Origin of the sequence: Rhodococcus sp. P14 (assembly GCF_000256505.1) — a bacterium.
Lineage (GTDB): Bacteria > Actinomycetota > Actinomycetes > Mycobacteriales > Mycobacteriaceae > Rhodococcus > Rhodococcus ruber.
Genome location: NZ_AJFC01000368.1, coordinates 1 through 2901, shown reverse-complemented (window position 1 = coordinate 2901; position 2901 = coordinate 1). Strand labels below are relative to the sequence as shown.

The following is a 2901-nucleotide window of genomic DNA, read 5'->3' as shown; positions in this document are numbered from 1 at the left end:
CTCCGCGCGGCAAAGGAAAAGCCGCTGTGGCGGGTGCTGGTCGCGCTGTCGATCCGGCACGTCGGCCCGACCGCCGCGCGGGCACTGGCCACCGAGTTCGGCAGCCTCGACCGGATCCGGGAGGCGTCCGTCGACGAGCTCGCCGCAGTGGAGGGGGTCGGACCGACCATCGCAGCGGCGCTGGGCGAATGGTTCGCGGTCGACTGGCACGTCGCGATCGTCGAGAAGTGGCGCGCGGCCGGGGTGCGCATGCTCGACGAGCGCGACGAATCCGTCGAACGCACACTCGAGGGTCTGTCGATCGTCGTCACCGGCTCGCTCGAGGGGTTCTCACGGGATCAGGCCAAGGAGGCGATCCTGCTCCGCGGTGGCAAGGCGGCCGGCTCGGTGTCGAAGAAGACCGCGTTCGTCGTCGTCGGGGACGCGCCGGGAACGAAGGCCGACAAGGCGGCCGAGCTGGGCGTCCCTGTCCTCGACGAGGAGGGGTTCCGCCGCCTGCTCGAGCTCGGCCCGGCCGGCGTCTCGGGTGGCACGGACGCGATCGAGGAGGAGTTCGGCGAGCTCGAGAGCTGACCGGCGGCCGGTGCCGGTGTGACGAGGATCGCGCGGGAACCGTTTGGGCGGAGGGGGTGGGCACTGCGATAGTCCTCGAGTGATCGAGATCAGACGCGTGAGCCCGGACGAGTACGACGCCGTCGGCGCCCTCACCGTCGACGTGTACGTCGGCGGCGGATTCGTCGAGCCCGACGACCCGTACGCCGAGCGTCTGCGCGACACCGCCACCCGCGACGAACACGCCGAGGTGGTGATCGCACTGGCCGACGGCGAGATCGTCGGGTCGGTGACGCTGGCCGAACCGGCATCACGCTTCGCGAACATCGCCGAGAAGGGCGAACTCGAGTTCCGGATGCTGGCCGTCGCGGCGTCGGCACGCGGGCGCGGGGTCGGGTCGGCGCTGGTGCGGCACGTCCTCGACACCGCGTACGACCGCGGTGATCGCGCGGTGGTGCTGTCCACCCAGCCGGACATGGTCGAGGCGCGCCGCATCTACGACCGCAACGGATTCGTCCCGGTCACCGAGCGGGACTGGGCGCCGGTCCCCGGCGTGGAGCTGACCACCCTGGTGCGCGAACTGGTCTGAGCCGTCCGCTCAGCCGAGGACGGTGCCGATGATGCCGGCCAGGTAGCCGAGCCGGGCCACCTCGGACGGGCGGAACTCCGGGCCGCCGGGCCGGCCGAGCATCAGTACCCGCCCGTGGGTGCCCAGCGGCGCCGCCGCCAGGGTAGTGTTCATCGTCCGCCACAGGTCGGGCACCCACTCGCCCTCGTGGTCGAGCAGCATCGGCTTCTCGAGCGGCATCCACGGCACGTCCGCCGGCCGGGTCTCGGGGGCACCGGAACTGCCCACCACCCGGTACGCGCCGTGCGGGCCGGTGTCCACGACGGTCGCCCAGCCGACGCGCAGCACCCGGGGTGCACCGTCGACGAGCACCTGCAACCGGTCGTGGCGGGCGGTGGCGACCTGGTCGATCAGCTCGAGTTCGCGGTGGGTGTCGAGGATTCCCGCATAGGGCCGGATCGAGTCCACCGTGACGCCCTCGAGGCGTTCGGCGGCCGTGATGAGCGTGTCCGGCAGCGAACCGGCATCGACGTCGACGACGAGATCGTCGATCGCGAAGCCGGCACCGCGCTCGACGACGTCGAGCGAGAGGATGTCCGCACCGACCGACCCGAGCGCAACGGCGAGTGAGCCGAGGCTGCCGGGACGATCGGGAAGCTGGACGCGTAACAGGTACGACACGAGCGTCCTTTCCCGGTTCCGAAGTCACGGCCGAGGCGGGCGGCCGGCGACGGACACCATCTTTTCACTCCCGCACCCCCGCCGGACGCCGGTCCCGCACGGCGGCACCGAGGCGAGCCGGGAAACCGCCGGTCACGCGCGCGTTGTCACACGAACGACACAGGTGTTTCTCCGAACTGCAACACGGCGGGCGGCCGGCGACGGTCCGGGGAACCGGCGAAACCGTGCCGTTCGGCACGCACTACCCTGGACGGCACGTTCGTTTCTTCATCGGAAAGGGGTCACCGAAGGTGCCTGCCATCTCCCGTGACGAGGTCGCGCACCTCGCCCGGTTGTCCCGGCTCGCGCTGACCGACGCCGAACTCGACGAGTTCGCCGGCCAGCTGGATACGATCCTCAGCCACGTCAAGGCTGTGTCGGAGGTGGCCGCGGACGATGTGGCGCCGATGGCCAACCCGAACGCGGTGACCAACGTGACCCGCCCCGACGAGGTGCACCCGGGTCTGACTCCGGAACAGGCGCTCGCCGCCGCCCCGCTGGTCGAGGACGGCCGCTTCTCCGTCCCGCAGATCCTGGGGGAGGGCGAATGAGCACCGATCTCACCCGGCTGTCCGCGGCCGATCTCGCCGAACGCATCCACTCCGGCGACCTGTCGTCGGTCGAGGTGACTCGTGCGCACCTCGACCGCATCGCCGAGGTCGACGGCGAGTACCACGCGTTCCTGCACGTGGCGAGCGACCAGGCGCTGGCCGCGGCGGCCGAGGTGGACCGCGCGGTCGCGGCGGGGGAGAGCCCGGCCTCGCCGCTCGCCGGTGTCCCGATCGCCCTCAAGGACGTGTTCACCACGACCGACATGCCCACCACGTGTGCCTCGAAGATCCTCGAGGGCTGGATGTCGCCGTACGACGCGACCCTGACGACGAAGCTGCGGCAGGCGGGCATCCCGATCCTGGGCAAGACCAACATGGACGAGTTCGCCATGGGCTCGTCCACCGAGAACTCGGCGTACGGACCCACCCGCAACCCGTGGGACACCACCCGTATCCCCGGTGGGTCCGGTGGCGGTTCGGCAGCCGCGCTGGCCTCCTATCAGGCACCGC

The 2901-nt window shown here is 71.2% G+C and carries 5 protein-coding genes; 4 read left to right on the top strand and 1 reads right to left on the bottom strand.

Going from position 1 to position 2901, the window contains the following annotated elements:
• On the top strand, positions 1-573 hold a 573-nt coding region (locus tag OEY_RS0125610; protein WP_010596587.1), incomplete at its 5' end, for a helix-hairpin-helix domain-containing protein.
• A 79-nt stretch (positions 574-652) separates the two neighbouring features.
• Positions 653-1141 (top strand): GNAT family N-acetyltransferase, encoded by a 489-nt coding sequence (locus tag OEY_RS0125605; protein ID WP_010596586.1) that lies wholly within the window; start codon positions 653-655, stop codon positions 1139-1141.
• 9 nt (positions 1142-1150) lie between these two features.
• On the opposite strand, the gene OEY_RS0125600 is transcribed toward OEY_RS0125605, so the two are convergent.
• Entirely contained in the window at positions 1151-1801 is a 651-nt protein-coding gene (locus OEY_RS0125600; RefSeq protein ID WP_010596585.1) for an amino acid-binding protein, read from the bottom strand.
• Between the two features lie 290 nt (positions 1802-2091).
• Here OEY_RS0125600 and gatC point away from each other — a divergent pair, with 290 nt between their 5' ends.
• Positions 2092-2391 (top strand): Asp-tRNA(Asn)/Glu-tRNA(Gln) amidotransferase subunit GatC, encoded by a 300-nt coding sequence (gene gatC / locus OEY_RS0125595; protein WP_003936975.1) that lies wholly within the window; start codon positions 2092-2094, stop codon positions 2389-2391.
• On the top strand, positions 2388-2901 hold a 514-nt coding region (locus tag OEY_RS0125590), incomplete at its 3' end, for an amidase (RefSeq protein ID WP_010596584.1). The genes gatC and OEY_RS0125590, both read left to right, overlap by 4 nt.